At 72.4% G+C, this 26,621-nt stretch carries 27 protein-coding genes; 10 read left to right on the forward strand and 17 right to left on the reverse strand.

Going from position 1 to position 26,621, the window contains the following annotated elements:
• Positions 1 to 15: 15 nt before the first annotated feature.
• From ISU07_RS19880 to ISU07_RS19895, 4 genes are read right to left on the reverse strand one after another with little or no spacing between them, the layout of a single operon-like run.
• A complete protein-coding gene (locus ISU07_RS19880) occupies positions 16 to 1,137 on the reverse strand; it encodes a glycosyltransferase (protein ID WP_194708577.1) in 1,122 nt (373 codons plus the stop codon).
• Complete coding sequence (locus ISU07_RS19885) at positions 1,134 to 2,168, reverse strand: glycosyltransferase family 4 protein (RefSeq protein ID WP_194708578.1); 1,035 nt, start codon at positions 2,166 to 2,168, stop codon at positions 1,134 to 1,136. The genes ISU07_RS19880 and ISU07_RS19885 overlap by 4 nt, the downstream gene beginning before the upstream one ends.
• The gene (locus tag ISU07_RS24940; RefSeq protein WP_194708579.1) at positions 2,165 to 3,499 is read right to left on the reverse strand and encodes an O-antigen ligase family protein; all 1,335 of its coding nucleotides are present in this window, start codon (positions 3,497 to 3,499) and stop codon (positions 2,165 to 2,167) included. The genes ISU07_RS19885 and ISU07_RS24940 overlap by 4 nt, the downstream gene beginning before the upstream one ends.
• Positions 3,496 to 5,454 carry a glycosyltransferase gene (locus ISU07_RS19895; protein WP_228522259.1) on the reverse strand — a complete coding sequence of 653 codons (1,959 nt, stop codon included), beginning with the start codon at positions 5,452 to 5,454 and terminating at the stop codon, positions 3,496 to 3,498. The genes ISU07_RS24940 and ISU07_RS19895 overlap by 4 nt, the downstream gene beginning before the upstream one ends.
• A gap of 126 nt (positions 5,455 to 5,580) precedes the next feature.
• Here ISU07_RS19895 and ISU07_RS19900 point away from each other — a divergent pair, with 126 nt between their 5' ends.
• Positions 5,581 to 7,038, forward strand: a complete 1,458-nt coding sequence (locus ISU07_RS19900) for a polysaccharide biosynthesis tyrosine autokinase (RefSeq protein WP_194708580.1) — start codon at positions 5,581 to 5,583, stop codon at positions 7,036 to 7,038.
• On the opposite strand, the gene ISU07_RS24945 is transcribed toward ISU07_RS19900, so the two are convergent.
• The 5 genes from ISU07_RS24945 to dtd all read right to left on the reverse strand — a co-directional run bounded on the left by ISU07_RS24945 (position 7,035) and on the right by dtd (position 9,907).
• Positions 7,035 to 7,514, reverse strand: a complete 480-nt coding sequence (locus ISU07_RS24945; protein WP_194708581.1) for a PqqD family protein — start codon at positions 7,512 to 7,514, stop codon at positions 7,035 to 7,037. The two genes, ISU07_RS19900 and ISU07_RS24945, sit on opposite strands and share 4 nt — an antisense overlap.
• Complete coding sequence (locus ISU07_RS19910; protein ID WP_194708582.1) at positions 7,505 to 7,912, reverse strand: hypothetical protein; 408 nt, start codon at positions 7,910 to 7,912, stop codon at positions 7,505 to 7,507. The genes ISU07_RS24945 and ISU07_RS19910 overlap by 10 nt, the downstream gene beginning before the upstream one ends.
• Positions 7,909 to 8,811 carry a nucleotidyltransferase family protein gene (locus tag ISU07_RS19915; protein WP_194708583.1) on the reverse strand — a complete coding sequence of 301 codons (903 nt, stop codon included), beginning with the start codon at positions 8,809 to 8,811 and terminating at the stop codon, positions 7,909 to 7,911. Before ISU07_RS19915 ends, ISU07_RS19910 begins: the two co-directional genes overlap by 4 nt.
• Before the next feature lie 42 nt (positions 8,812 to 8,853).
• Positions 8,854 to 9,405 carry an arsenate reductase/protein-tyrosine-phosphatase family protein gene (locus ISU07_RS19920; RefSeq protein WP_194708584.1) on the reverse strand — a complete coding sequence of 184 codons (552 nt, stop codon included), beginning with the start codon at positions 9,403 to 9,405 and terminating at the stop codon, positions 8,854 to 8,856.
• 61 nt (positions 9,406 to 9,466) lie between these two features.
• Positions 9,467 to 9,907: a D-aminoacyl-tRNA deacylase gene (dtd, locus tag ISU07_RS19925; protein ID WP_194708585.1), complete on the reverse strand. Its 441-nt coding sequence runs from the start codon at positions 9,905 to 9,907 to the stop codon at positions 9,467 to 9,469.
• A gap of 44 nt (positions 9,908 to 9,951) precedes the next feature.
• On the opposite strand from dtd, the gene ISU07_RS19930 reads away from it, so the two are divergent.
• The 4 genes from ISU07_RS19930 to ISU07_RS19945 all read left to right on the forward strand — a co-directional run bounded on the left by ISU07_RS19930 (position 9,952) and on the right by ISU07_RS19945 (position 13,789).
• On the forward strand, positions 9,952 to 11,232 hold the full coding sequence (locus tag ISU07_RS19930; protein WP_323742724.1) for an MFS transporter: 1,281 nt from the start codon (positions 9,952 to 9,954) through the stop codon (positions 11,230 to 11,232).
• Between the two features lie 61 nt (positions 11,233 to 11,293).
• Positions 11,294 to 12,130: an SDR family NAD(P)-dependent oxidoreductase gene (locus ISU07_RS19935; RefSeq protein WP_194708586.1), complete on the forward strand. Its 837-nt coding sequence runs from the start codon at positions 11,294 to 11,296 to the stop codon at positions 12,128 to 12,130.
• A gap of 62 nt (positions 12,131 to 12,192) precedes the next feature.
• Positions 12,193 to 12,906 carry a class I SAM-dependent methyltransferase gene (locus ISU07_RS19940; RefSeq protein WP_194708587.1) on the forward strand — a complete coding sequence of 238 codons (714 nt, stop codon included), beginning with the start codon at positions 12,193 to 12,195 and terminating at the stop codon, positions 12,904 to 12,906.
• A gap of 43 nt (positions 12,907 to 12,949) precedes the next feature.
• The gene (locus ISU07_RS19945; protein ID WP_194708588.1) at positions 12,950 to 13,789 is read left to right on the forward strand and encodes a BKACE family enzyme; all 840 of its coding nucleotides are present in this window, start codon (positions 12,950 to 12,952) and stop codon (positions 13,787 to 13,789) included.
• Positions 13,790 to 13,817: 28 nt separating this feature from the next.
• Here the strand turns inward: ISU07_RS19945 and ISU07_RS19950 are convergent, their stop codons facing one another.
• A complete protein-coding gene (locus ISU07_RS19950; RefSeq protein WP_194708589.1) occupies positions 13,818 to 14,180 on the reverse strand; it encodes a DsrE family protein in 363 nt (120 codons plus the stop codon).
• Between the two features lie 22 nt (positions 14,181 to 14,202).
• Here ISU07_RS19950 and ISU07_RS19955 point away from each other — a divergent pair, with 22 nt between their 5' ends.
• The 5 genes from ISU07_RS19955 (at position 14,203) to ISU07_RS19975 (ending at position 18,781) form a co-directional block, all read left to right on the forward strand.
• On the forward strand, positions 14,203 to 14,742 hold the full coding sequence (locus tag ISU07_RS19955) for an FABP family protein (RefSeq protein ID WP_194708590.1): 540 nt from the start codon (positions 14,203 to 14,205) through the stop codon (positions 14,740 to 14,742).
• Positions 14,739 to 15,170: a Fur family transcriptional regulator gene (locus ISU07_RS19960; protein WP_194708591.1), complete on the forward strand. Its 432-nt coding sequence runs from the start codon at positions 14,739 to 14,741 to the stop codon at positions 15,168 to 15,170. The genes ISU07_RS19955 and ISU07_RS19960 overlap by 4 nt, the downstream gene beginning before the upstream one ends.
• Entirely contained in the window at positions 15,167 to 16,117 is a 951-nt protein-coding gene (ygfZ, locus tag ISU07_RS19965) for a CAF17-like 4Fe-4S cluster assembly/insertion protein YgfZ (protein ID WP_194708592.1), read from the forward strand. Before ISU07_RS19960 ends, ygfZ begins: the two co-directional genes overlap by 4 nt.
• A 166-nt stretch (positions 16,118 to 16,283) precedes the next feature.
• Positions 16,284 to 17,534, forward strand: coding sequence for a FlgD immunoglobulin-like domain containing protein (locus tag ISU07_RS19970; RefSeq protein ID WP_194708593.1), 1,251 nt, complete (start codon positions 16,284 to 16,286; stop codon positions 17,532 to 17,534).
• Positions 17,531 to 18,781: a FlgD immunoglobulin-like domain containing protein gene (locus ISU07_RS19975; protein WP_194708594.1), complete on the forward strand. Its 1,251-nt coding sequence runs from the start codon at positions 17,531 to 17,533 to the stop codon at positions 18,779 to 18,781. The genes ISU07_RS19970 and ISU07_RS19975 overlap by 4 nt, the downstream gene beginning before the upstream one ends.
• Before the next feature lie 4 nt (positions 18,782 to 18,785).
• Here ISU07_RS19975 and ISU07_RS19980 read toward each other — a convergent pair whose 3' ends face one another.
• The 7 genes from ISU07_RS19980 to ISU07_RS20010 all read right to left on the reverse strand — a co-directional run bounded on the left by ISU07_RS19980 (position 18,786) and on the right by ISU07_RS20010 (position 26,614).
• On the reverse strand, positions 18,786 to 20,213 hold the full coding sequence (locus ISU07_RS19980; RefSeq protein WP_194708595.1) for an ArnT family glycosyltransferase: 1,428 nt from the start codon (positions 20,211 to 20,213) through the stop codon (positions 18,786 to 18,788).
• 7 nt (positions 20,214 to 20,220) lie between these two features.
• Complete coding sequence (locus tag ISU07_RS19985) at positions 20,221 to 21,471, reverse strand: sulfate adenylyltransferase subunit 1 (RefSeq protein WP_194708596.1); 1,251 nt, start codon at positions 21,469 to 21,471, stop codon at positions 20,221 to 20,223.
• The gene (cysD, locus tag ISU07_RS19990; protein WP_194708597.1) at positions 21,471 to 22,418 is read right to left on the reverse strand and encodes a sulfate adenylyltransferase subunit CysD; all 948 of its coding nucleotides are present in this window, start codon (positions 22,416 to 22,418) and stop codon (positions 21,471 to 21,473) included. The genes ISU07_RS19985 and cysD overlap by 1 nt, the downstream gene beginning before the upstream one ends.
• A 91-nt stretch (positions 22,419 to 22,509) precedes the next feature.
• Positions 22,510 to 23,508 (reverse strand): sulfite exporter TauE/SafE family protein, encoded by a 999-nt coding sequence (locus tag ISU07_RS19995; protein ID WP_194708598.1) that lies wholly within the window; start codon positions 23,506 to 23,508, stop codon positions 22,510 to 22,512.
• Positions 23,509 to 23,562: 54 nt separating this feature from the next.
• Positions 23,563 to 24,747 (reverse strand): adenylyl-sulfate kinase, encoded by a 1,185-nt coding sequence (gene cysC, locus ISU07_RS20000; RefSeq protein ID WP_323742725.1) that lies wholly within the window; start codon positions 24,745 to 24,747, stop codon positions 23,563 to 23,565.
• A gap of 227 nt (positions 24,748 to 24,974) precedes the next feature.
• Complete coding sequence (locus ISU07_RS20005; protein ID WP_194708600.1) at positions 24,975 to 25,691, reverse strand: ABC transporter permease subunit; 717 nt, start codon at positions 25,689 to 25,691, stop codon at positions 24,975 to 24,977.
• A complete protein-coding gene (locus tag ISU07_RS20010; RefSeq protein WP_194708601.1) occupies positions 25,688 to 26,614 on the reverse strand; it encodes an ABC transporter ATP-binding protein in 927 nt (308 codons plus the stop codon). Before ISU07_RS20010 ends, ISU07_RS20005 begins: the two co-directional genes overlap by 4 nt.
• Positions 26,615 to 26,621: the final 7 nt, after the last annotated feature.

Here is a 26,621-nt window from a genome sequence, read left to right on the forward strand (position 1 = left end):
TCTGGGACATACCGGCTAGGGCGAGCGCAGGTCCTCGACCACGGACCGCATCACCGCCGCGCGCTCGTCCCACGTCGGGACGCCGGCTGCTCGCGGCGGCGGCAGCGGCTCGGTCTCGGCGAGGGCATCCAGGACGGCGCCGACGAACGCCTCGCGCGGGACGACCCGCGCCTCGGGCTCGCCGAGCTCACGGAAGCCGGCCACCGGCGTGCTGACGATCCGTCGTCCGGCCGCGAGGTACTCGTAGACCTTGATCGGGTCCAGGCTCTCGGTGAAGTCGGTGACGACGTGGGGGACGACCAGCGCGTCGGCGTTCGTGAGGTACGACGGGACGGTGGCGTGCTCGCGCGGACCCAGCAGCAGGGCGCCGGCCGCGGTGAGCAGCTCCTGGTCCCCGGCCTCCAGCGCGACCGGGCCGACGAACACGAGGATGGCCGTGCCGGCCAGGGCCCGGGCCAGGTCGGCGGAGAGCTCGACGTCGAGGCGGTCGCGGTGCAGCGTGCCGACGTACAGCGCGACCGTCCCGGCGGGCAGGTCCGCGGGCCGGGGCAGGTCCTCGCGGTAGGCGTCGAGGTCGACGGCGTTCTGCAGGAGCGTCACCCGCTGGGACTTCTTGGTCTCCAGCAGGCGGGGGGAGCAGACCACGACGTGCCGGCAGTGAGCGAGCAGGTATCCCTCACCCTCGACCAGCCGGTCGTGCTCGCGCGGCGGCCGGTCGGCCAGCAGCCAGTCGTCGGTGACGTCGTACAGCGCCGGCCAGCCGGTCCGGCGCAGCAGGTCGGCGGACAGCGGGTCGTTGAGCCAGAGCACGGGATCCTGCAGACCGGCGCGGCGCGCGGCGCCGACGATCGAGGAGGAGACCCGGGCGTCGGCCTGCGGGTCCACGCGCCGGGGCAGCCACTTCGTCGGCTGGAACAGCCAGAGCCTGCCCTCTGCGCCGGCCAGGTCGCCCGGCCGTAGCCCGCGACCGCGCCGGACGCGAGCGCCGCGCCGTGCGTCGTGCAGCGGGTCGGCCGGTGGCTCGACGAAGAGCACCCGCAGGTCGGGGTCGCCCAGGAGCAACCGCGAGACCAGGTGCTGGTGCCGTCGCCAGACGCCGTCCCAGGCCTCCAGCGAGACCACCACGAGGTCGGTCACAGCACCTCCCGGTAGACGGCCTCGGTACGACGCGCCTGCTGGGCGACGGTGAAGCGCTCGCGTTGTGCGGCCTGGAGGCGGGCGCCGTACTCGTCGCGCTCCTGCTCCGAGGACGCCAGCGCGCCGAGCACGCGGGCGGCATCGGCGGCGTCGCCGGGGCGGTACAGGGCGGCGCCCGGCACCGAGCCGACCGTCTCCAGGTGGGCGCCCGAGCCGGCCGCCACCACGGGCAGGCCGCGCGCCATCGCCTCCACCACCGAGAGCCCGAAGGCCTCGTCGGGCCGGGACGCGACCAGCACGCCCGCCTCACGCATCAGGTCCCAGACGTCGTGGCGCTGGCCGAGGAACTCCACCGAGCCGCCCAGGCCGAGCTCGGCGGCCAGCGCCTCCAGCTCGTCGCGCAGCGACCCACCTCCGGCTACCTGGAGCCGCCACCCCTGCTCGCGCAGGCCCGAGGCCGCGAAGCCGCGCAGCGCGACATCGGTGTCCTTCTCGCGCTCCAGGCGCTGGGCGACCAGCACGACCTTCTGGCGGCCGGCCGCCGGCACGCGGTCGGGCTCGGGACGTACGCCGCTGAGCACGACCGTGCTGGCGCCGTCGACGTGCTCCGCGACGTACCGGGACACCGCGATCTGGGCGTCGACGCGGCGGGTGCTCCAGCGGACGACCGCGCGGGTCGCCGGCCGTGAGCCCCGCGGCGAGGCGAAGTGACGCGTGCTGACCATGCGGGCCCGCACCCAGGGCGAGAGAGCGACGGCGAGCTCGGCGCCGGTCATGTGCGCGTTCACCACGTCGGCCGCGGCGTCCAGCCGGCGCAGGCTGCGGACGGCCACGTCGATGCGGTGGCCGGGAAGCACCCGGACCCCGTCGCCGGCCACCTCGCGGACCCGGGCCTGGTCGCCGCCGATGACCGTCACCCGGTGGCCGTCGGCGACCTGCGCGGCGGCCAGCTCGCTGACGTGCCGCTCGACGCCGGCGAACGCGGCGGTGCAGCACACGTGGACGACGTGCAGCGATGAGGACGGGGTCACGCCGCGGTCGTCTCCAGCGGCCGGCCGGCCGGCTCGTCGGCATGCACCGGCTGCTCGGCGATCTCGCGCCCCTGGGCGCCCAGACAGATGCCCACGATGAGGAACGGGATGGAGGTCTGCACGGCGACCCAGAACAGGTCGAGCTGGCCCTGCACGATGCGGCTCAGGACCACCATGACCGCGGGCAGGCCGTACCTCAGGTCGATCTTCCACAGCGCCACCACGGCCCCGCCCATCATGACGACGAACCCGATGAGCCCGACGAGCCCCGCGGTGCTCAACATCTCCAGCGTGCCGTTGGGCGGCTGGAAGGCGACGTCGAAGCGGTCGGTGTACCACCAGCGCAGGCCGACGCCGAAGAGCGGGTCGGTCTTCCAGATCCTGATCGAGTCGCCGAACCAGTCGACCCGCTGGAAGAAGGAGTTGAACTCGTTGCCGGAGGAGACCTGGTTGCGCACCATCACCAGCACGACGCCGAGGGCAGCGGCGACGGCGAGCAGGATGACGCGCGAGCGGCGCTCGCGGCCCTTGGTCTGGGTGCGCATCACGAGAACGACCAGCGCGAGCGCGAGTCCGGCCATCGCCTGCCGGGACTGGGTCGCCAAGATGCCGACGACGCAGATCCAGAAGCAGCCGAGTGAGAACCAGCGGCTCCAGCCCACCCACGAGGGTCGTGCGTAGGTGACGGCCGCGGCCAGCCCGAACAGGCAGCCGGCGGCGTTCTTGTGCATGCCGTAGGGCCACTTGGGGAACACGCTGTTGAAGTCGCCGTGGGAGTACTGGATCAGGCCCTGGACGATCGCGCCGACGGCGACGACGGTGCAGGCGAGCACCAGCAACGTGAGGGCCAGCCTGGCGTGACCTTCACGCCCGATGCTCCAGCCGACGACGAGGGTGCCGGCCACGAGCAGCCCGGCGTGCACCCACTCGATGTAGTTGGCCTTGTAGGGGTTGGCGATCAGCGTGAAGAGCGTGCTGAGCTGGTAGAGCACGCCGAGCCACACCAGCGTCCGCATGGTGGGGGTGAACGGCCGCTGGGAGAAGAGGACGGCCGGGAAGAAGGCCAGGAAGAGCGCCGCGTCCGAGACCGTCAGGTCCGTGCCGCCGACGCCGACGCGGTAGGTGACCAGGGCCGGCACGACCATGAGCAGCGGGATGAACGCCGAGTCCGCGAGCGTCATGCCGAAGAGGAAGACGGCCGCGCCGAGGAGGAGGGAGTACTCGGGACGCGTCGGCACGTAGTAGCCGATGCCGACGACGGCGAGCGCCGTGCCGACGTACAGGCCCGCCAGCAAGGAGAGTCGCACCGCCTCGCTCAGCCGCCACCTCACGGCCGCCTCCCCATCGTGGCCTCGGCGCGGAGCGGACCGGTCAGGTAGAGGGCCGCGCGGGTGCGTGCCTCACGGCCGCGGGCTCCGGGGAGCACGGCGGCGCGAGCCGCGGCGCCGAGCACCGCCGCCCCGCGGGCGACCTGCCAGCGCGCCGCGCCGTAGTGCTTGCGGAGGTACCGCTCCTGGCCGGCGTGGAAGTGCGTGTCGCGGCGGGTCGTGTCCGCGCTGGTGGCGGCCCCCAGGTGCAGGGCGCGGGCCTCCGGCACCTCGCGGTGCCGCCAACCGAGCTGATGGGCACGGAACGCCCAGTCGGTCTCCTCGGCGTACAGGAAGAACGACTCGTCGAACCCCCCGACCTGCTCGAGCGCCTCCATGCGCAGCAGCATGACCGACCCGATGACGAAACCCTCGTGCCCGTGCAGGCGATCCTGCAGACGACCGAGGCCGGCGGCCACCAGCACGCTCCCCCCGGGCGTCGGGAAGGGCCACGTGACCCGACCCGGGTGACCGTCCTCGTCCACCTGGGAGGGAGCGACGGAGGCCAGCGTCGGGTCCGCGAGGAGTGCCTGCTGGAGGACGAGCACGTCGGCGCGCTCGACGACCGCATCGGGGTTCAGCAGCAGCACGTCGGCATGCGGGTCGGTCCGGTGGGCCAGCGCGTGGTTGACGCCGGCGCCGAAGCCGCCGTTGCGGCCCGGGTCGAGGTACCGCACGCCGAGGCGCTCGCACACCGCGGCCACCTCGGCCGAGGATGAGTTGTCCACGACGGTGACCGGGAACGAGAGCACCGGCAGCAGCGACCGCTCCAGCAGGTCCGGGCGGCCGTACGCGACGACCACGACCTCGACGCCACGGTGGCTGTGGGCTGGGTCGTGGACCGCGCGCCGGTACATCGCCAGGTAGGACCGGGCGACCTCCGACCACGACGCCTGCTCGGCCTGGCGGCGACCACGGGCGGCCATCTCGCGCCGCGTCGTGTCGTCCTCGAGCACGGACTTGAGAGCGGTCGCCAGCGCCTCCGGGTCGTCCGGCGGCACGAGCAGGCCCGCCCGCCCGACGACATCGGGCAGGGCACCGGTGTCGCTGGCCACCACGGGGACGCCGCAGGCCATCGCCTCGACGGCGACGCGGCCGAACTGCTCGAGCCACCCGGGCGTGGGCAAGGACGGCACGGCCAGCACGTCGAGACCGCGGTAGAAGTCCGGCAGCCGCTCCTGGTCGACGGGGCCGACCAGCTCGACACGGTCGGCGATGCGCAGCTCGTCGATGCGGGTCCGCAGCCGCTGCTCCTCGGGGCCGGCCCCGGCGATCCGCAGCACGGCGCGGTCCAGCCGTGCGATCGCGTCGAGCAGGACGCTGACGCCCTTGTGCGGCTCGAGCCGGCCGACGTACCCGATGACGGTCCCGGAAGCCCTGTCCTCGAGCGGCGGGGAGAACAGGTCGGTGTCGACGCCGAGGGGGATGAGCGAGGCCGGGCCGGGCAGGCCCTTGCGCTCGCAGATCCGGCCGGCGTCGCTGTTGCAGACGCTCATGCCCGCGGCGTGGCGCAGCGCCCAGCGCTCGAGCCAGCGGAACGGGGGCGGGTACCGCTTGTCGATGTTCTGTGCGGAGTACAGGACGTACGGCGCGCGCCGGCGGCGCAGCCTCCGCAGCAGCAGGACCTCGGCCGTCGCCAGCGCGAACGGCTCCTCGTGGATGTCGATGACGTCGTACGCGCCGCCGAGCGCGCGCCACAGCGGGAGCGGGTCGTAGACGAAGAGGGCGGGGTGTCGGCCCCACGTGCGCAGGCCGGTGACGGGCTCTCCCGGGCGCGGCGAGAGGGAGACGTCGGTGCCGCCTTCGTTCCAGCGGCGCGCCGTCAGCAGGTCGACCTCGGCGCCCTCTGCGCGGAGGTGTCGTTCACGCTCCCGCCAGGCGTCGACGACCGCGCTGTGGAAGATCCGCAGGACACGCAATTTTCTCTCACTCCCCGCGACGGTTCCGCGCCCAGGCTATCGTTAACGGGTCTGACGGACTGGAAAACAGCCATCCGTCCCCGCGGCCTGTCCGGGGAAGACGGGTCGCGAAATGGGGTGTGCCTGGTGAAGCTGCGGGACTTCCTTGCGGTGCTCCGGGCACGCTGGCTGATCATCCTGCTGTGCGTCGTCGCGGTCACCGGGATCGCCGCCGCCCTCACCTACCGCCAGACGCCCATCTACACGACGTCGGCCGATTACTACCTGCAGACCAAGGTCGCGGACCCCACGAACGAGACCACGGGTGGCACCTACGTCCTGACGTCCAGCGACCTCAACACCTACGTCGCCGTGCTCAACTCCGATACGGTGATGGGTCCGCTGCGCGAGAAGCTGAAGCGGGACCCCGGGGCTCCGATCGACGCCAGTGCGTCGATCACCGGGGAGACGTCGATCTTCCGGATCACCGTGCGCGATCCCGACCCGCAGCGGGCTGCCGAGATCGCCAACGAGGCCGGCGAAGCGCTGGCCGAGGCGGCCGACACCTTCACCGGGCTGCTGCAGGTGACCAACAGCAAGGTCTTCGCCGTCCCGGTCAACAAGGCGGGCGTGCCGGGCACACCGACGTCGCCGGTGCCCAGCCGCAACCTGGGCCTGGGTTTCCTGGCGGGCCTCCTGGTCGGCATCGGCATCGCGTTCGTGCGGCACACCCTGGACACCAAGGTGCGCACCGAGCTGGACATCCGGCCGATCTCGAAGGAGCCGATGCTCGGCGAGATGCCCTTCGAGAAGTCGAAGTCCGAGCTGGTCACCATCGACCGGGACCCGCACGGCGGGTACGCCGAGGCCGTGCGCCGGCTGCGCACGAACCTGATGTTCGTCGACGTCACCACGGGGCGGCACTCCTTCATCGTCACCTCCGCGATGCCGGGCGAGGGCAAGACGACGACCACCGTCAACCTGGCCATGGCGATGGCCACGACAGGCGGCCGGGTGCTGCTGATCGACGGTGACCTGCGCAACCCGTCGGTGGCCAAGACGCTCGGCATCGAGGGCGCGGTGGGCCTGACCACCGTCCTGCTCGGCCAGGCCGAGGCGGGCGACGTCATCCAGCGCTGGCGCGACTCGGAGCTGTACGTCCTGACCGCCGGCGCGATCCCGCCCAACCCGAGCGAGCTGCTCGGCTCGGAGCCGATGCGCGAGCTGTTCGACAAGCTCGCCCACGAGTTCGACTTCATCCTCATCGACAGCCCGCCGGTCGTGCCGGTCGTCGACGCCGTGCTGCTCGACCGGCTCACCGGTGGCACGTTGATGGTCGTCGCCTCCAGCCGCACGAAGAAGCGCGACCTGGCCAGCGCGGTCAAGCAGCTCGACACGGTCGGCGCCAAGCTGATCGGCTTCGCGCTCAACTTCGTCCCGGTCAACGAGTCCGACGCCCGGCGCTACGGCTACTACCGGTTCCAGGAGAGCCCCGAGGAGTCGACCGGTCAGCTCCGCTCGGTGCCGCGGTCCCTGCCCAAGCCGCACGGCGGGAAGTCCCGCGCGTCCGGCAGGGGCGGCCGCCGGAGCGCCAAGAAGGTCTAGGTCACGGGCTCCAGCAGCCCCTTGGCCACCAGGTCCCTCACGAAGGCCTCGGCCTCGTCGCGCACCGACGCCTCACCGGGGAAGGACTCCTCGAGCGTGGCCACGGCCTCATCGAGGGTCCCGGTCTCCAGCACCAGCCACCAGACCTCGGCCGCGGACGCGCTGAGCACGTGCTGGAGCCCGCTGCGCAGGTCCATCAGCACGACGTGGTCGCCGTCCTCGCAGAAGCCCACGTGGCCGGGACGGCGGAAGCGCTCCCCGGTCGGCGGCTCGGTGAGCGTCAGGATGCCCCGGTCCTCGAGGTCCCGAGCCACGCGTACGTCGAGCACGTCGCTCACGCCGTCGGCGGCCCGGACGACCGCGACCTCCGCGCCGCTGAGCAGCGTCAGCGTCGTGCCGTCGTACGCGAGCACCTCCTCGCCCAGGTCCTCGAGCTCGACGCCGGGCGCCGGTCGTGCGACCACTCCTACGCCCACAGCCGGAGCACCTCCCGAGCGGCAGCGTCCGGGTCGGCGGAGGACAGCGCGAACCCGCGGACCCGCCGACCGAACCGGGCGAGGGCGGGCAGCGGGCCGCCGTCGACCTCGGAGAGGCCGGTGGCGCGCGACCCCACGGCGTACGCCGCCTCGCCGGCCGACATGGGCCGCACGGCCGTGCCGTCCGGCTGCGGTGTGAGGACGACGAGCAGCACCACCTCGGCGCCGGACACCTCGAGCGTCCCGGGGTCGACGGTGGCGCCGTTCTCGAGCAGTCGGCACCCACGGGTCACCAGCGCGGCCGACACGGCCTCCGTGGACGTCGGATCACCGCACACGAGGGCCGCGGTGCCGTCGGGGCCGGCGAGTGCGGTGCCCGCGGTGACGAGCGCACTCACGAGCGGCGCTCCCGCACCCAGTGCCGGAGCTCGCGGACGCCCTGTCGGTAACGAGTGGCGTACCCGCGGGCGAGCGCCCACGCGCTGTCCGCGGCACGGGGGTCCCGCATCCGGATGATCGCCGGCGATGGGACCACCCACCCCGCGACCGCGCGGGCCTTGGCGAGGGGTCCGAGCCTGCGCAGCTCCTCGAGGCGTACAGCGGTCCGGGTCGAGCCCGAGGTGCGCAGGCGCCAGGCGGCCGACACCTCGACGTCGGCCAGGGCCGTCGACGCCACCAGGTCCTGGCTCTCCGGCTCCAGCTCGACGCCGGCGCGGAGCGCGTCCAGGGCCCTCAGCCGACGGGCGAGGTCGATGGTCCGGCGCCAGTCGTCCGCGGACGCGCCGGCCAGCAGGCGGCGCAGGTCCTCGCGGGGCTTGGCGCCGTAGGGATCCCGTGCCGCGTTGAGCACGAGCAGCAGCGCGCGGCTGGGCAGGTCGGGGAACCACACGTCGTACCCCGCCAGGCGGTGAGGCTCCCGACGTCGCCACAGCTCGGCGAACGCGAGCTCGGGGTCGGCGTCGATCCCGGGGAAGCGGTGGTGCACGTCGAGCTCGCCGTTCCCGTAGGTCGCGTCGTGGTGCGGGTCGTGCCACAGCGTCAGCGCGTGGTCCTCGCTGGTACGCCACCGCAGCCCCTCGTCGCGGAGGGAGAACGTCGAGGACAGCAGTACGTCGAGCGCCGCGTCCATCGCGCTCGGTGGCAGCAGGATGTCGATGTCACCCCAGCTGCGCTCGCCCTCGTCGTACAGCCAGGTCGCCACCGTCGGCCCCTTGATGTGGAGGCACGGCAGGCCCGCCTCGGCGAGGAGGACCCCCACCTGGGCGTGCACGAGCTCCGCCCATGCCCGAGACGACACGCTGGTCACGTCGCCACCTCCCGAGCCGAGGATAGGGGCGGGTCACAGCAGCCGGGTGGCGATCACCTCGGTCGCGTGGTCGATCAGGTCGGCCACGTGGCGGTGCACCTTGGCCGAGCGACCGATCGGGTCGGGGAGGTCGAGGTCGTCGCCGTGCACCCCCACCGAGCCGCGCCAGTCGGTCGCGCGGGCGAGCGTGACCTCGAGGCCACCGATGGACCCGTCGGGCTCCGGCCACGGCGGGTCCTCGAGCATGGCCGCCAGCTCGAGCAGGGTGAAGCTGCGCCGCAGGACCGCCGGCGACATGGCGACCACCTGGCTGCGGATCGCCCGGGTGGCGGTGAGCACCAGGTCGGCGTCCCGGAGCATGGTGCCGGTCAGCCGCCGGGCCTCGAAGCCCTCGGGGTTGCCACCCAGCCGGACCAGCTCGTCGGCCGCCAGCTCGTCCATCGGCTGGCCGTTCGCGCCGTTCACGCCCGCGCTGGTGACGCGCACGTCCGACCCCTTGGTGCGCAGTCTCAACAAGCGCTCCGCCAGCGGCGACCGGCAGAGGTTGCCTTCACAGACCACGAGAACTGCGACTCCCCCACTCATTGCCTCCAGTCTGCCTCACGGGACCACGGCGCCGGGTCGTCAGGGGTGACGAGGCCCCCGGTCAGGCCGGTGCGAGCGGGCTCTCGAGGATCAGGGTGATCGGCCCGTCGTTGACCGACCTGACCTGCATGTCCTCGCCGAACCGGCCGCGGGCGACGCGGGCGCCGAGGCCCTCGAGGGCGTCGCACACGGCGTCGTACAGGGGCTCGCTCACCTCACGCGGCGCGGCGGCCTCCCACGTGGGGCGTCGGCCCTTGCGCGCCTCGCCGTACAGGGTGAACTGGCTGACCACGAGCAGCGGTGCCTCGACGTCGGAGGCGGACCTCTCGTCGCGGAGCAGCCTCAGGGTCCACAGCTTGCGGGCCATCCAGGCGATCTCGCCGGCGCCGTCCTGGTGGGAGATGCCGAGGTAGACCAGGAGCCCGGGCTCGTCGATCACCCCGACCGGCTCGCCGCCCACCTCGACGCTCGCTTGCGTGACCCGCTGGATGACCGCCCGCACGGGGTCAGTCTCGCAGCAGGTCCGGTGCCTGGGACGATGGCGACGTGCAGCTGCGGGGGTTGGTCGCCGACACCCGTCCGCTGACCAGCCCGCACTTCCGGCGCCTCTGGGTGGCCAACATCGTCACCGTCGTCGGCGCCCAGCTCACGGTGGTCGCGGTGCCGGCCCAGATCTATGAGATCACCGGCTCCTCGGCGTACGTCGGCCTGACCGGCCTGTTCGGCCTGGTGCCGCTGGTGATCTTCGGCCTGTACGGCGGCGCGCTCGCCGACGTGATGGACCGGCGCACCCTCCTGCTGATCACCACCAGCGGCCTGATCCTCACCAGCGTGGCGTTCTGGGTGCAGGCCGCCCTCGACGTCGGGAACGTCTGGCTGCTGTTGGTGCTGTTCGCGGTCCAGCAGGCGTTCTTCGCGGTCAACCAGCCCACCCGCAGCGCGATCCTGCCCAAGCTGGTGCCGATCGAGCAGCTGCCCGCGGCCAACTCGCTGAACATGACGATCTTCCAGGTGGGCGGCATCGCCGGGCCACTCGTGGGCGGCGCGCTCATCCCCGTGCTCGGCTACTCCTGGCTGTACCTCGTCGACTCGGTGACCTTGTTCGCCACGCTGTACGCCGTCGTGAAGCTGCCACGGCTGCGCCCGGATAGGCACCCGGAGTCGCCGGGTGGACCGGCGGGGTGGCGGTCGGTGGTGGACGGCTTCCGCTACCTGCGCGGGCACCCGGTCCTGCTGATGTCCTTCCTCGTCGACATCATCGCGATGGTCTTCGGCATGCCTCGCGCGCTGTTCCCCCAGGTGGCGCACCTGGACTTCGGCGGCCCGGCGAGCGGCGGGCTGGCGTTCGCACTGCTGTTCGCGGCGATCCCCGCGGGCGCCGTGCTGGGCGGCATCTTCTCCGGCTGGGTCTCGCGCGTACGGCGGCAGGGGCTCGCCGTCGTCGTGTGCATCGTGATCTGGGGGATGGCGATGGTCGGGTTCGGCGTCGCGGTCGGCGTCGCGGACGGGAACGCCGGGGTGTTCCTGTGGGCCGCCGTCGTGATGCTCGTGGTCGGCGGAGCCGCGGACATGGCGTCGGCGGCGTTCCGCACCTCGATGCTCCAGGCGTCGGCGAGCGACCACATGCGCGGGCGGCTCCAGGGCATCTTCATCGTGGTCGTCGCGGGTGGCCCGCGGGTGGCGGACGCCGCCCACGGTGCAGCGGCGGCGATGGTCGGGACGGCGGCGGCCGCGGCCGGAGGCGGTGTCCTGGTGGTCGTGCTCGTCGTGGTGGCAGCGCTCGCGGTGCCGGTGTTCGTGCGTTACCGGTTGGCGTCGGCCGCCTGACCCGTCGGTCACCGCAATCGCGATCCAGCGGTGTCGGTGGTCGATGTGATGCTGTCGTGCCATGACGGACCTGAACGGGAGGATCGCGCTCGTCTCGGGCGCCTCACGCGGACTCGGGCGCGCGGTCGCGCGGGAGCTGGCGGCCGCCGGCGCGCACGTCGTGACGACCGGGCGCAGCCGGAGGGGATCGGCGACCCAGACCGCGGTCGACGACCTGACCCTCGACCGCACGGTCGAGATGATCTCGGAGGCCGGCGGGTCGGCGGAGGCCGTCACCTGCGACCACACCGACCCGGACGCTGTTCGGGCCCTGGTCGACGACCTGCTCGCCCGGCACGGCCGCATCGACGTGCTGGTGAACAACGCGTGGGGCGGTCACGACTTCCACGAGGGTGTGGACGGCGAGGAGGTCTGGGACGAGCCGATGGAGCAGTTCCGCGCGATGCTGCTGGCCGGGGCGTACTCCGACTTCGTGACCGACCTGACCGTCCTCAAGCACGCGATGGGCCCGGCCGGCCGCGGCATCATCCTGACGACCACCTGGCACACGCCCGAGCCGCCCGCGTGGGTTCCTTACGAGTCGAGCAAGGCCGCGAAGAACCGCCTCGTCTACGCCCTCGGCCACCACCTGCGCGAGAAGGGCATCCCGTGCATCGCGGTGGCGCCGGGCTGGATGCGCACCGAGCTGATGGAGGTGCACCACGAGCCCGGGGAGCTCGACGGCCGCACGGAGACTCCTCACTACGCAGCGCGCGCGGTCGTGGCGCTGGCGGCCGACCCCGACGCGATGCGCTTCACGGGCCGCACCATGGACGTCGCCGTGCTCGCCCGGGAGTACGGCTTCACCGACCTCGACGGCACCCAGCCCGACCTGAACGCCGGTCGCTTCGTGGAGTGATCGAGGCGGCCCGCGCTCTCAGGGGTGAGGTCCGCCACCCCGATCCGTGCTTGGGTGGCCACATGGCAGCCATCTCGGGAACGACCGCGCGTCGCGTCGCCCGCAAGCTGCGCACCGGCCAGGCCCTCGGCCTCGCCAACAGGCTGACTGCCCTGGGTCGCTTCTACGGCGACACCGACAAGCTGGAGCACGGCTACTTCCCGTTCTACGAGCGGCACTTCCGCCACCTCCGGCTGGACAAGCAGGTGGTCTACGAGATCGGGGTCGGCGGGTTCGAGAGCGAGTCGCCCTCCGGGTCGCTGCGCATCTGGCGCGACTACTTCCTGCGGTCGACCCTGGTGGGGATCGACATCGTGCCGAAGGTCATCGAGTGGGGCGACCGGGTCCGGTTCGAGCAGGCCGACCAGAGCAGCCCGGCCGATCTGGCCCGGATCGTGGAGAACAACGGGGCGCCGATGGTGGTCATCGACGACGGCTCCCACGTCGGGGAGCACATCTGGGCGTCGTTCCAGTTCCTGTGGCCCCTCATGGCCAGCGGAGCGGTGTACGTCATCGAGGACCTGTCGACGTCCTACTACCCCGACTTCGGCGGCGGGGAGCCCACGCCGGACGGCTCGGCGTTGGGGCTGCTCCGCGAGCTGCTCGACTCGGTCCAGGCCCAGGACGTCACGTTCAGCGACCTCATGCCGGACCTGGGCACCCGCTCCGCACCTCGGTTCGAGGACGTCCAGGAGGTCGCGGTCTACCCCGGGATCGCGTTCATCGTGAAGGCGTGACGCGGGTTCGCAATCGGGCCCGGGTCGCTGCCAGGATGCGGGCGTGACCGTGCCCGCCGACCGCCTCCTGATCACCGTCGCGCCCACCGGGGCCGAGACCGCCAAGGCCGACTGCCCCCAGCTCCCGACGACGCTCGAGGAGCTCGTCGAGACGGCGGTCGCCTGCGAGGCCGCCGGCGCCGCGATGATCCACGTGCACATCCGTGACGCCGATCACCGGCCCACGCTGGACGGGCAGCGCCTGAAGGACACCGTGGCCGCGCTGCGCGAGGCGACGTCGCTGGTCGTGCAGCTCTCCACGGGCGGCTCGGTGCACGACCCGCTCGACCTGCGCCTGAAGGTGCTCGACGCCGAGCCGGACTCCTGCAGCCTGACGATGGGCACCACGAACTTCGGCGACGACGTCTTCTCCAACCCGTGGCCGTTCGTGACCGAGCTCTACCAGCTCACCCAGGAGCGCGAGGTGGTGCCGGAGTTCGAGCTGTTCGACCTCGGCCAGGTGCACGCCCTGAGTCGGCTGCTCGACAAGTACGGGCCGCCGTACGGCGGGAAGGTCCACTGCGACCTCGTGATGGGCGTGCCCGGCGGCATGAACGGCACCGCCGACGCGCTCGTCGCCGCCGTCCGCGACCTGCCCGCTTCCGTCACCTCGTGGTCGGCGACCGGCATCGGCCGGTCCACGCTGAACGTGATGTACGCCAGCCTGTCCAAGGGCGGCCACCTCCGTGTCGGCATGGAGGACGTGCTCACGATCAGCAAGGGCGTGCCCGTCGAGTCGAACGCCCAGCTCGTCGAGCGCGCGGTCGAGGTGGGCCGCCTCGCCCAGCGCACGCCGATGACCACCGCCGAGGCCCGTGAGCTGCTCGGCGTGAAGGATCGCTGACGCTCCGCTCCTCGACCGGCGGGAGCGGTCAGTAGACCAGCGCCTGCACCCCGTCTGCGAGGACCTCCTCGGCGAAGGTGGCGGCACCCGCGATCCGTACCCCGGGCACCAGGTCCGCCTCGACGATCCCGCGCCGCTGGGCGCACTGGGTGCAGACCGTGACCTGGCCGCCGGCGACGACGGCGTCGCGCAGGGCGGCGAGGGGTGCGGCCAGGTCGAGGGAGAACTCCTCGGCCCGGCCCGGTACGCCGAACCAGGCGGCCTCGCCCGTCAGCCACAGGCCGACGTCCGCGCCCGCCGCCACCGCGGCCGCGGCCACCGTGAACGCCTGGTTGCAGCGCTCGGCGTCCTCGGCCCCGCACGTCACCTTCACGACCAGTCTTCTCGTCACCCGCCAACACTAAGGTGGGCCCATGCCGTTCGAGATCCCCGAGAACATCCACGAGCTGTGTGCGCCGCTCGCGTGGATGATCGGCTCGTGGCGGGGGAACGGCCACGGCGAGTACCCGACGATCGAGGGCTTCCAGTTCGGCCAGGAGGTCGTCTTCCAGCAGGACGGCCGGCCCTTCATCCACTACTTCAGCCGGGCCTGGATCGAGCAGGAGGACGGCACGTTCGTCCGCAACGCGGCGCAGGAGACCGGTTTCCTCCGGCCGCAGGCCGATCGCACGGTCGAGGTCGTGATGGCGCACAACACCGGGTTCGTGGAGATCTGGCACGGCGAGATCCACCCCGACCAGCCGCGCATCGAGATGGTCACCGACGCGGTGGCCCGGACGGCCACGGCCAAGGACTACACCGCCGGCAAGCGGCTCTACGGGTACGTCGACGGCGACCTGCTCTACGCCTACGACATGGCCGCGGTGGGCCAGGAGCTCCAGCCGCACACCTGGGCGCGGCTGCAGCGCGACGACGGCGGCGGCCACGTCGGGTCCCACCGGGGGACCGGGTGAGCCACGAGCACGTCGACCTGCGCAGCCGGCTGCGCGACAGCGGCCTGCGGCTGACGCCGCAGCGCGAGCTGATCCTGGCCGCCGTCGACCGGCTCGGCCACGCGACGCCGGACGAGGTGCTCGCCGAGGTTCGCCAGCACTCCTCGGCGGTCAACGCCTCGACCGTCTACCGCACGCTCGAGGTGCTGGAGGAGCTCGGCCTCGTCCGGCACGCGCACCTGAGCGACCGCGCCCCGACGTACCACTCCGTGACCGACCACGAGCACTTCCACCTGGTCTGCCGGAATTGTGGGCGCATCGTGTCGGTTGGACCAGACATGCTCCAGCCCGTGACCGACCGCCTGCGCGACGAGCAGGCCTTCGTGGTGGACGTCGGCCACCTGACGGTCTTCGGCACCTGTGTCGAGTGCCCGGGGGAGCAGGCATGACCAGCGCCCTGCTCACGCTGCCCGGCGCGGTGGCGGGCGACGGCATCGACGCCGGCGTGGCCGCCCACTACGGATCGTTCAACACCGAGCAGCGGGCGTTGGAGGCCTACGACGCGTTCGTCGACCTGTCCCACCGCGACGTCGTGCGCATCAGCGGCCCGGACCGGCTCACCTGGCTGCACTCGCTGACCACGCAGTACTTCGAGGGCCTGCCCGCCGGCCGGTGGACCGAGGCCCTCATCCTGTCCCCGCAGGGCCACGTCGAGCACGCGTTCACCGGCGTCGACGACGGCGAGGCGTTCACCGCGCACACCGAGCCCGGCGCCGCGGTGGCGCTGGTCGAGTTCCTCGACCGGATGCGGTTCATGATGCGGGTCGAGGTGGCCGAGGTCACCGAGGAGATCGCCGTGACGTGGCGGCCGCGTGAGGGCGTCGACGCCGCCGCGGCGTACGAGCTGGTCCCGCGTGACAAGCTCGAGGCGTACGCCGCCGCGGCCGGCCGTCCCGCGGGCACCTGGGCCTTCGAGGCGCTGCGCATCGCCCGCGGCGAACCGCGCTTCGGCCTCGACACCGACCATCGGACCATCCCCAACGAGGTGGGCTGGGTCGGTCCGGCCGTGCACCTCGACAAGGGCTGTTACCGGGGCCAGGAGACCGTCGCCCGCGTGCACACGCTCGGGCGTCCGCCGCGGCGGCTCATCCTGCTGCACCTCGACGGGACCGAGAACCGCCTGCCGGCCCGGGGCGCGGACCTGCTGCTCGACGGCAAGACCGTCGGGTTCGTCGGCAGCTCGGCCCGGCACCACGAGCTCGGCCCCATCGCCCTGGCCGTCGTGAAGCGGAACGTCGCGTCGGACGCGACCCTCGACGCCGATGGCATGCCCGCCGCCCAGGAGGTCGTGGTCGACCCCGAGGTCGGCCTCCACGTCCGTCCCCACCTGCGCTGACCCCGGCGAACCGGAGGGCTCCGCCCGGCGTCGTGCGGGTAGGACGACGCGGGAGGGACCGTGCGTGGAGCGGCCATCCTCGGGACGGCGCCGGTGCCCTGACGCCCGTCCCGACAGCCGTCCCGGGCGACCGAACCAAGGACTGATCCGGCGCATCACATGGGGCATGAGACCCCGCTCCGCCGTGGCGCTGGCGGCCGGCCTGGTCGTCGGCCTGGTCGTCGGCCTGGTCGCGCTCCTGCCGACGGAGGCCACCGCGTCGGTGGGACGCGAGTCCGAGCCGCCGAACCACGCGTACCTCTCACCCGACGGTGACGGGGTCGCCGACACGGTGCGCATCCCGTACCCGGTCGAGAAGCCGGCCGGCGTGCGGATCCTGGTCCGCTCCGCGGTCAACTCCGAGGTCCTGCGCCGCGTCGTCCGGACCCACCAACAGCCAGGACAGCACCACTGGCGCTGGGACGGTCGTGACGACGCCGGCTTCGTGGTGGCGGACGGTTCGTACCTCATCGACATCAGGGTCAAGCGCGGCACCAACGTCGACCGCTGGGGCACGCAGGCACTTGTCGACACCGACGGCGACCAGGGCACGCTGCTCACCAGCCGGCCGACGGTGTACCCCGACGCCACCGTCGTGGACGACAGCGTGCTCCTGACGTACCTGCGGCAGGGCTGGAACCCCACCGAGGACGCCTACCCCGGGGAGGACTACTTCGGCGCGCGCATCCCCCTGCGGGCGCGCCTGAGCGTCGTGTCCCGCCGCGGCAAGGTCGTCTGGGAGGCCGCGCACCGGGTCGGCGGCATGTCCACGAGGTTCGTCTGGGCCGGGCGCCGGAGCGACGGCACGGTCGTCGCGGCGGGACCGTACGACGCGCGGCTGCTCGTCACCGACGCCGCCGGAAACGTCACGTCGTACGTCCAGCAGGTCCGTGTCTCGCACCGGCAGCTCGTCGCCGAGACGCTGACGGTGCACCTCGACCCGGCCACGACCGAGCGCACCGGCAGCATCTCGCCGCCCGGTTGCAACGGCTGCGGTGAGGGCTGCTCGCCCGTCGACAGCGACCGCTTCCCGGGGGGCCTGAGCTTCCGCGACTGCCTGGGATACGGGTACGACGCGCAGACCTACGCCAGGTTCGCGCTCCCGCTGCCCTTCGCGGCCGCACCCGTCGACACGTACCGGGTGACGGCGACAGGTGGTCCACCCACGGCCGGCGGGACCGGCGCGGGCAAGCTGAGCGGCCTGACCATGGGTCCCGGGGACGCCACGGTCACCACCGGCTGGGGGAGCGTCGACCTGAGCCACTACCCATACCTGCCGGAGCAGGACCTCGCGGCGACGTGGGGCTTCACCACGACCCAGGACTACGACCTGGCGTCGTTCACCGTCGAGTACCAGCACTACGTGGAGGTCTCGTGAACGCCCGCCGGTGGCTCCTCGCGCTGACGGCGCTCCTCCTCGCCGCCGCCACGACTCCCGCCGTCTCCGCGGCTCGGCCGTACCTGACCGTGCACCTGGCCCAGCAGACGATCTCCTTCTCCCCGGACGGCGACGGGCGCCAGGACCGTGCCCGGATCCGCTTCTCCCTCACCAGGGCCGCGGACGTGACCGTCCGGGTCGAGCGGGCGGGCGACGTGGTCCGCGGGCCGGTGATGCTGGGCCGCCTCCGTGCCGGGGTGCACGCCTGGACCTGGGACGGCACCCGGAACGGTGGCCCGAGGGTGCACGACGGCACGTTCGAGATCCTGATCCACGCCGAGGGAGGCGGCCAGCACACCCTGGTCGGGGTCACCACGTACGTCGACCGGATCGCCGACGCAGGCCGGCTGCTGACCAGCCGCCCGGCGGTGTACCCGAAGGCCGGCGTCGTCAGCGACCGAGTCGCCCTCGTCTACCTGCGGGAAGGCTGGAACGCCGAGGAGGCGGCCACCCCGTTCGACGGGACCTACGAGCCGCGCCCCGTGCTGGACCTGCAGCTCACGGTCGTCGACGGCTCCGACCGGACCGTGTGGCAACGCGGGTGGACCCCGCAGTACGGATGGCAGGACGGGAGCGGGCTCACCTTCACCTTCTCCTGGTACGCCCGCGGGCCTGGCGGCGAGCCCGTGCCCGAGGGCACGTACACCGCGCGGGTGCGGGTACGCGACCCCGCCGGCAACGAGTCGACGTACTCGGCTCCGATCACGGTCTCCCACCAGCAGCTGAAGGCAGCTCTCTGGACGACGACGGTGCCGGCCGCCTCGGCCACCCGGTACACGCCGGCGGGCTGCGGTCCCTCGTGCACGCAGGGCTGCTTCCCCGTCGCCAGCGACCGGTTCCCGGGTGGCCTCAGCTTCCGGGCGTGCCCGGACAACGGCAGCACCCGGGCGTGGCTCTCGGCCGCCCCTCCGGTCCTCGGCGCGCCGGTCGACACCTACCGGATCACGGCGACCGGAGGTCCGACCACGCCCGGTACGGACGACGTCGGCAGCCTGAGCGGCTACCGGACCATCGGACCCGGCGACGCCACCGCGTCGATGCCCTGGCTGCACGCCGGGCTGGTGGCCCCGCCGTACCTGCCCGACCAGCACGCGTCGGTCTCGTGGGGCTTCTCCACGAGCGTCGGTGACTCCTACGACATCGCGTCGTTCACGGTCGACTACCGGTACTACGTGCCGGTCGGCTGACGCGTCAGGGCCGCCGGCACACCAGCACCTGTCCGACCAGCTCCACGGACGGGAACCGCTCGTCGAAGGCCGACGCCGTCGCGTCCGTCCAGCGTTCCCGGTCACCCGGCAACAGCACCGCCGCATCGGCCCGGTCGAGGTCGGCGAGGGTCTGGCGCTGGTACGCCGCGGACAACCGGTACTCCTCGATGGTGCCCGTGCCGCCGCCGCTCGCCAGCACCGTCGCGTAGTCGTCGAGCGAGCCGGCGCACGGTGACTGCTCGCGGTCCACGGCGATCGCGGTGGAGGCGGTGCGGGTCCACACGCACTGCTCGTCGCCGAGGGCGGCGGTGACGCCGTCGGCCGGGAAGTCCGAGACGCTGGTCGCCTGGCGGAGGCCGGCGGCGACCACGAACGCCGCCACCGCGAGACCGACCGGGACGAGCACCCGGAGGTGGCGCGCCAGGAGCCTGGTCTCGGCCAGGGCGAAGCCGATCGCCACCGCCTCCGGGGCCGCGACGAACGCCGCGTAGTGGTCGAAGAACAGCGGGCCGGCCATCACCACGGCCGTCGTCACCAGGGTCAGGACGGCCCACACGCGTCCCCGCTCGGAGCGCAGGGCGAGCATCGCGAACAGCAGGAGCGCCAGGCCGAGAGCGGCCATCCCGCCCGTGCCGAGGACGCGGCCGATGGGCGGAGGTCCGCCCATCCAGTCGAGGTACTGGACCCGCGAGGCCCAGCCCGTCCAGACCCGCGCACGGCCCAGCTGGTAGCCGAAGACCTGGTCGACGAACCCGGACGGGGCGACCAGCAGGGCGGGCAGCACGAGCACGACGACGACGAGGCTCGCCGCCGCGGTCCAGGTCATGGCCGCACGCGTTCCGCGCCGACGCCAGACCGCCCAGAGCAGCACGGGCGCCACGGGCAGCAGGAAGAGCTTGGTGGCGGCGCCGAGGCCGACCAGCGCGCCGCTCAGCACCTGTCGCCGGCGCGTGGGACCGAGCCACCAGAGGGAGCCGACCAGGCAGAAGTTGAGCACCGCCTCGAGCATCACCGTGCGCTCGCCCGCCAGCGCCGCACTGCTGACGGCGTAGAACACGCCGGCGAAGAGGGCGGCTCGGCGGTCGGCCTGCGCCACGACCAGGTAGATCAGCACGGCCGTCGACGCGCCGAGTGCGGCCACGGCGACCCGGGCGGCGAGCATCGCCCAGGGATCCGACGTGACGTGCGCCAGCAAGCCGAACGGCGAGAGCAGGTAGACGATCCCGGGCGGGTGCACGAAGAGGAAGTCGTGGTACGGCAGGTCGCCGCCGGTGGCCCGGATGGCCGCGCCGAGGTAGACCCCGTCGTCGTTCTCCATGACGGCGCCCGTGCCGCCGGCGATCAGGACCAGGGCGATGCGGGTCGCGAACGCGACCGCCCAGACGGCCACTGCGGCCGCCCGAGTCCTCATCGAGAGGTCAGCTCGCGTTGTTGATCATGCCCGCACCGACCGTGACGCCCGTGGCCTCGTCGATGAGGATGAACGAACCCGTCGTGCGGTTCTTGGCGTAGGAGTCGCACAGCAGCGGCACCGTGGTGCGGAGCTGGATGCGGCCGATCTCGTTGAGGCCGAGCTCCTTGGTGTCCTGGTCGCGGTGCAGGGTGTTGACGTCGAGGCGGTACTGGATGTCCTTGACCAGCGCCCGGCCCATGCGGGTGGTGTGCTTGATCGCGAGCTTGGCGCGCGGCCGCAGCGGCGCGTTGGTCATCCAGCAGATCATCGCGTCGATGTCCTGCGCGGGCTTCGGGGCGTTCTTGACGCGGGCGATCATGTCGCCGCGGGAGACGTCCACGTCGTCGGCCAGGCGGACGGTGACCGACATCGGCGGGAAGGCCTCGTCGACCTCCTTGTCGAACACGTCGATGCCCTCGATCGTCGAGGTCATGCCGCTGGGGAGCACGACGACCTCGTCGCCCTTCTTCAGGACGCCGCCGGCCACCTGGCCGGCGTACCCGCGGTAGTCGTGGTGCGCGTCGGACTTCGGGCGGACGACGTACTGGACCGGGAACCGCGTGTCGACCAGGTCGCGGTCGGAGGCGACGTGGACGTGCTCGAGGTGGTGCATGAGCGTGGGGCCGTGGTACCAGGGGGAGTTCTCCCCGCGGTCGACGACGTTGTCGCCGTTGAGGGCGGAGATCGGGATGACCTCGAGGTCCGGGATGGACAGCTTGGTCGCGAACTGCGTGAACTCCTGGTGGATCCGCTCGTAGACCTCCTCCGACCAGTCGACGAGGTCCATCTTGTTCACGCACAGCACGAGGTGCGGCACCCGGAGCAGCGACAGGAGCACGGCGTGCCGGCGCGACTGCTCGGTGAGGCCCTGGCGCGCGTCGACGAGCACGAGGCCGAGGTCGGCGGTCGAGGCGCCGGTGACCATGTTGCGGGTGTACTGCACGTGGCCCGGGGTGTCGGCGATGATGAACTTGCGGTTGGGCGTCGCGAAGTAGCGGTAGGCCACGTCGATGGTGATGCCCTGCTCGCGCTCGGAGCGCAGGCCGTCGGTGAGCAGGGACAGGTCGGTGTACTCGTGGCCCTTGGAGACGCTGGTGGCCTCCACCGCCTCGAGCTGGTCCTCGAAGATCGACTTCGAGTCGTACAGCAGCCGGCCGATGAGGGTCGACTTGCCGTCGTCGACGGAGCCCGCCGTGGCGAATCGCAGCAGGTCCATCAGAAGTAGCCTTCCTTCTTGCGGTCTTCCATGGCCGCCTCGGAGAAGCGGTCGTCACCGCGCGTGGCGCCGCGCTCGGTGATCCGCGCGACGGCGACCTCCTCGATGATCTTCTCGATCGTGTCGGCCTCGGACTCCACGCAGCCGGTCAGCGTGATGTCGCCGACGGTGCGGAACCGGACGGTGCGCTCCTCGACGACCTCGCCGGGGCGCAGCGGGTTGTGCTCGCTCTCCGACATCCACATGCCGTCGCGCTGGAAGACGCGACGCTGGTGGGAGAAGTAGATGGACGGGAGCTCCACGCCCTCGCGCCCGAGGTAGTCCCAGACGTCCAGCTCGGTCCAGTTGGAGATCGGGAAGATCCGCATGTGCTCGCCGGAGTGGATCTTGCCGTTGTAGAGGCTCCAGAGCTCGGGGCGCTGCATCTTCGGGTCCCACTGGCCGAAGTCGTCGCGGTGGGAGTAGACGCGCTCCTTCGCGCGGGCCTTCTCCTCGTCGCGGCGGCCGCCACCGAACATCGCGGTGAAGCCGTTCTCCTCGATCGCGTTGAGGAGGGTGCCGGTCTGGAGCCGGTTGCGGCTGGTCTTGCCGTCGTCGACGACGATGCCGTTGGCGATGGCGTCCTCGACGCTGGCGACGATGAGGCGCACGCCGAGGCGCTGGACCCAGTGGTCACGGGTCTCCAGCACCTCGGGGAAGTCGTAGCCGGTGTCGATCTGGAGCACGGGGAACGGGATCTTGGCCGGGTAGAAGGCCTTCTCGGCCAGCCGCATCATCACGATCGAGTCCTTGCCGCCGGAGAACATCAGGGCGGGCTTCTCGAACTCGGCGGCCACCTCGCGGAAGATGTGGATCGACTCCGCCTCCAGCTGGTCGAGCTGGCTCAGCTGGTAGTCGGCATGGGTGGCCGGGGCGGTGTCTGGTGCGGAGTTCTGGGCGGTGCTCATCGTGTCGTCAGGTACCTCTCCGGAAGCGGATCCTCGTCATGCTATCGGGGCCTCACAGGGGTGCCGTGAATCGCGAGCGGTGTGCGGACGCTCACGCCGGACGGTCTCGTCCGGCCCGTTCGTACCGGTCACCCTCGAGCTCGGCGACCGTGGGGGAGCCGAACATGGGCAGTCCCTGCTGCTTGCGCAGCAGGCCCCACACGAACGGCACCACGACCACCATCACCAGGCCGATGACTCCCACCAGCATGGGGTGGGTGTCGTCGTCCCCGGCACCGAGGGGCGCCCAGCCGGCCTTGTCGAGCAGCGCGACGCCCGACATCGTCAGCACGATCACGATGCCGCGGCGGATGAACGACTGCGGCACGCGCGGCGCGATCTTGCTGCCCAGCAGGGTGCCGGGCACCGACCCGATCACCAGCGGGATCAGCAGCGACCAGTCGAGGCCGTGCAACACGATGTTGGAGATCGCGGCGGCGAGCACCAGCGGGACGGCCTGGACGAGGTCGGTGCCGACCAGGCGCACGGCGGCCAGGCCGGGGTACAGCATGAGCAGCGCGATCATGATCACCGAGCCCGAGCCCACGCTGGTCACGCCGACGAGCAGGCCGCCGAGCGCGCCGACCAGCAGGGTCGCGAGCGGCCGGATCTTCGGGGTCTCGTCGTGCTCGTGCCCGCGGCGTACGCGGCGGAGGTTGATGTAGAGGCGCAGCGCGTAGGTCAGGGCGGCCAGCAGCAGCGCGAACCCGATGCAGAGCTTGAGCGTCTTGTCGAGGTCCTCCGGATCGGTGAACCACGACACCAGGTGAGGACCGAGCAGGGCCATCGGCACCGAGCCGAGGATCAGCCACTTGGCCAGCTGCATGTTCGGCGAGCCCTCGCGCTTGTGCACGATCGCGCCGCCGGTCTTGTAGACGGCCGCCGCCGTGAGGTCGGCCGTGACCACGGTGGCGGCGTCGCCGACGCCCAGGAAGATCAGGGCCGGCGTCATCAGCGCGCCGCCGCCCATCCCCGTCAGCCCGACCACGATGCCGACGAAGAACCCGGCGGCGAGGATGGAGAAGAACGAGTCGCTGATCAGGTCGGCCATGAGGTCCTCGGGGTGAAGTACGACAAACTTCAGGAACTCTACTGAATCAGGCGCTTATCCCAACAACGGCGCCAGGGCCCGCAGCACCTCGTCGCGGCAGTCCTCGATGCTGCGCCCGGTGGTGTCGATCCGCAACGCGGCGTCCTGCGGCGCCTCGTACGGCGAGGAGATCCCGGTGAACTCCGGGATCTCGCCGCGGCGCGCCTTGGCGTACAGGCCCTTGCGGTCGCGTCGCTCGCACTCCTCCAGCGGCGTGGCCACGTGCACGAGGAAGAAGGCGCCGCCGGCGTCCTCCACCATCGCGCGCACCTGCTGGCGGGTCGCGTCGAACGGCGCGATGGGGGAGCAGACCGCGAGCCCACCGTGCCGCGAGATCTCGGCGGCCACCCAGCCGATCCGGCGGATGTTGGTCTCCCGGTCCTCCTTGGAGAAGGTCAGCCCGGCGCTGAGGTTCCGGCGGACCACGTCGCCGTCCAGGCTGGTGATGGTCCGGGCGCCCTCCTCGAGGAGGTGGTCCATCACCGCCCGGGCGACCGTCGACTTCCCGCTGCCGGAGAGACCGGTGAAGAACAGCACGACGCCCTGGGCACCGGGCGCCGGCTGGTCGGCGTCGACGATGGCGCCGATCTCGTCGCTGAGCGGCGCGTCGCCCTCGGTGACGCCGAGCACGGTGTCGCCCGCGGCGTACGCCTCGATGACGCGGACCCCGAGATGGTGGTCGACCTCGGCGTCACCGTGCGAGGCCAGCGGTACGGCGACCACGGCGGCGTCGGCGAGCCGCCGGGCGGCCGCGAGGGTGGCACGGAGCAGGCCGACCGCGGTCAGCTCGGGCGTGCCGTGCCCGACCAGGGCGACCAGCACCACGCGGCCGTCCACGTCCCCCAGGACACCGATCTGCTCCTCGTCGAGGGCGTCGGTGACGGGGACGAACGTGGACCCGGCGTACTGCTCGCGGACCTGCGTGGGGGTCAGGTACAAGCGGCGGAACGGCCCGTACTGCGCGTGCGTGAGCGCCTCGACGCTCCCGTCGGCCGCCACCCGCGCCAGGGGCAGCCCCTCGGGGTCGACCAGCTCGACGGCCTCGACGCCGGCCAGGTCGTCGGGCAGCGCGAGGGTGATCGGGGACCCGGGCTCGTTGAAGCGGACCACGGGGGCGAGCGCGCCGGAGGTCAGCAGCTCGAGGTCGTCGAGCTCGCGCTGGGTGGGGTGGTACTGGGCGACGGGTTGGGCGACGGGCACGGCCGCCATCCTGTCAGCCCCTCGAGCTGCGCCCCCGGTACGTGCGAGTTGCGCCTCCGGTACGTGCGAGTTGCGCCTCCGGTACGTGCGAGCTGCGTCTCCGGTACGGGTTGGTGGTGCGCCGGGCCGCAACTCGGCGGTGTCGGGGGCGCAGCTCGGCGGTGTCGGGGGCGCAGCTCGGCGGTGTCGGAGGCGCAGCTCGGCGGTGTCGGGGGCGCAGCTCGGCGCTACTCGTCGCCGCGAAGGGTGAAGGAGCGGAGGCGGTCGCCGGCGAACCAGACCGAGCCGGCGGTGACGACGAGGGCGGCGAGGAGGGCGTAGGTCAGCCCCGTACCCGGCTCGTCGACGGCGTCGCTGATGGCCGAGCCGACCTGCAGGCCCCACGGTCCGATGGCCAGCCACCGGATGCCGGTCAGCAGGGCGCCGAGGAGGCCCTCCCAGAGCAGCACGTACAAGAGCCCGATCACCACCGCGTGCCGGGTGAGCGCCGCCAGGCCGAGGAAGAGGGCCGTGTACGCCGTCCCGGAGACGAGGGACGCGAACCCCCACGCGACCGCTCGGCCGGGCTCCGAGGCGTCGAGCACCACGCCGGCGAGGAACAGCGGGAAGGCGCCGAGCGCGACGGTCGCGAGCCAGGCGACGACGTACTTGCTGACCGCCACCGCGTGCCGCGGCACCGGCTTGGCGATCAGGTAGACGATCGAGCCGTCGTCGATCTCGGGGCCCAGGACCGCCGACGCCGCGAGCAGCGCCACGATCGGGAGCGCCAGGGTGTACCCGACCTCGCTGACGATGTCGTACCCCACGCCCTCCTCGGTCAGCGCGCGCACCACGACCGCCAGCACCAGCACGAGCCCGGGGATCAGCATCAGCACCAGGCCCCGCCGCCGACCCAGCAGGGCCTGGGCCGACAGTCGCAGGATCGTCGGGTTCAGCACGGTCATCGCCCCACCAGGTAGGCGAACACGGACTCCAGCGACTCGTCGGTCGGCGTCAGCTCGAGGAGGCGTACGCCGCAGTCGCGGGCCAGCCGGGGCAGCTGGACCGCGAACGAGCCGAGGTCCGAGACCGAGACGTCGACGCCGCGGCGGCCGCCGATCTCGGGCCGCAGCGCCACCGCGACCACGGACGGCTCGCCGATGAGCGCACTGGCCAGCCGGCGGTCGTCGCTGCTGACGACGACGTACTGCACCGGGCGATCGGTCATCAGCCGCCGGATCTCGCCGAAGTCCCCGGACGCGGCGTGCCGTCCGGAGACCACCACCTCGATCTGGCGGGCGACCTGCTCGACCTCCTCGAGGATGTGCGAGCTGAACAGGACCGTGCGGCCCTCGGCGCCGAACCGCTGGAGCAGCGCCATCAGGTGCAGCCGCTGACGGGGGTCGACGCCGTTGAACGGTTCGTCGAGCAGCAGCACCGAGGGGTCGTGCACCAGCGCCGACGCGAGCTTGACCCGCTGGCGCATGCCCTTGGAGTACGTGCCGATGCGACGCGCCGCCGGCTCGACCATGTCCACGATCTCCAGCGCCCGCTGGGCCGCGGCGCCCGGGTCGGGCAGCCCGTGCAGCTCGGCGTTGGCGAGCACGAACTGGCGCCCGGTGAGGTAGTCGAAGCTGATCTCCCGCTCAGGTACCAGGCCGATCGTGCGGTAGGCCTCGGTGTGCCGCCACAGCGCCGTGCCGTCGAGGGTGACGCTGCCCGCCGACGGCGAGAGGAAGCCGGACATCAGCGCGATCAGCGTGCTCTTGCCGGCGCCGTTCGGGCCGAGCAGCCCGGTCACGCCGGGCCCGATCGACATGGTGATGCCGTTGACCGCCACCACGTTGCCGTACCACCGCGACACGGCCTCCAGCTCGATGGTGCTCACCGCCGGG

The organism is Nocardioides islandensis, from assembly GCF_015352455.1.
GTDB lineage: Bacteria > Actinomycetota > Actinomycetes > Propionibacteriales > Nocardioidaceae > Nocardioides > Nocardioides islandensis.